The sequence below is a fragment of the Arthrobacter sp. 05T47 genome, from assembly GCF_056395825.1.
In genome coordinates, this window is sequence record NZ_JBFTKG010000166.1 from 1 (window position 1) to 1,106 (window position 1,106).

The following is a 1,106-nucleotide window of genomic DNA, read 5'->3' on the forward strand; positions in this document are numbered from 1 at the left end:
GGGCGACCAGCGAAGCGACGATGGAATTCCGGACATCCCTTGCGGATCAAAGACCGTCACTGGTCGCCCACCGGACGCTCGGGCCTTCAGAGTCACAACCAGGTTGTCGGCGCGCGTGGACGTCGTGACGACTGCCCCGGGCGCGTCAAGTATGGCGTTGATGACAACGTACAGCCCCTTACCGGATCTCGGTGCGCCTTGAATGACCAGTGACTCCTCCGTGGAGACGTGGACCGTGACCCCGCGGGAGCGGCCCAGCGTCCACGACAGGTCCTGCACGGAAGGGTTCACGACTCCCGGGCGCGTGAACTTCCCTCTCTTGCGCACAGCCCTCGCCCCGAAATCATGAAGAATCTCGGCCCGGCGCGCAACGCCGTCGCGGTTGAGGATGTCCTGGCGCAGCCACCCGCCCGATTGCTTCCATCGCCGCCAGGCGACCAATATCCCGACGGCGAGCGCACCGACCACGAGTAGCACCGGGGCCAGAACCCACCAGACGCTGTCTGTGCCGAATTCACAGTCGGCCCGGCGGACAAGTATCCATTCCATCTTGTTGGTTACAAGTCCGGCGGCGGCCGCAGGGTTGAAGGTCGACGGCGGCATGCTGCCGCAGCGGATAGTGCCGGCTAAGTGCGCTGCAGCTTGAACCAGCGCACAGACACACACGTAGGCTGCCGCCGCAATAAGGCAAGCGGTGACCAGTGGATTGTCGCTCGCAGCCCGGGAGCTGCCTCGGGCTCTCACAGCATCCTGTCGTCAGTTGAGAAAACGGCCAGTTCGTCAGTTGTCACCCGGTTGGCAACGATGAAGGAGCGATTCCCCACCTTCCAGAGCCCGACTCCCTTAGGAAGGTTCTCGACGTGCTCGCATTCGGCCTCCGTCAGGCCGAGCGCCTCCTTGGTCAGGCGCATCGCGTCATGTTTCTGCCGGTAAATGATCCTAGTGTCAGCCTCAGTTAGCAGGCCCAGAGCTTTCTGCCGGTGTCCACTGGTGCTGTCCCCGATCTCGTTGAGGTCGGCAACCTTGTGCATGATCAGCAGGTTCGCGATGCCATAGGTTCTGGCCAGCCGCCACTGCTCGCTCATTTTCGCCAACATGTACGGATC

1 protein-coding gene and 1 pseudogene are annotated in these 1,106 nt (G+C 62.8%); both read right to left on the reverse strand.

Annotated features, from left to right (window positions below; genetic code table 11):
- Window positions 1–603, reverse strand: a 603-nt coding sequence (locus tag AC1DEY_RS23605) for a type IV secretory system conjugative DNA transfer family protein (protein WP_476870119.1), incomplete at its 3' end; no start/stop codon positions are given.
- Window positions 604–740: 137 nt separating this feature from the next.
- Window positions 741–1,106: pseudogene (locus tag AC1DEY_RS23610) on the reverse strand (hypothetical protein); the annotation flags it as partial.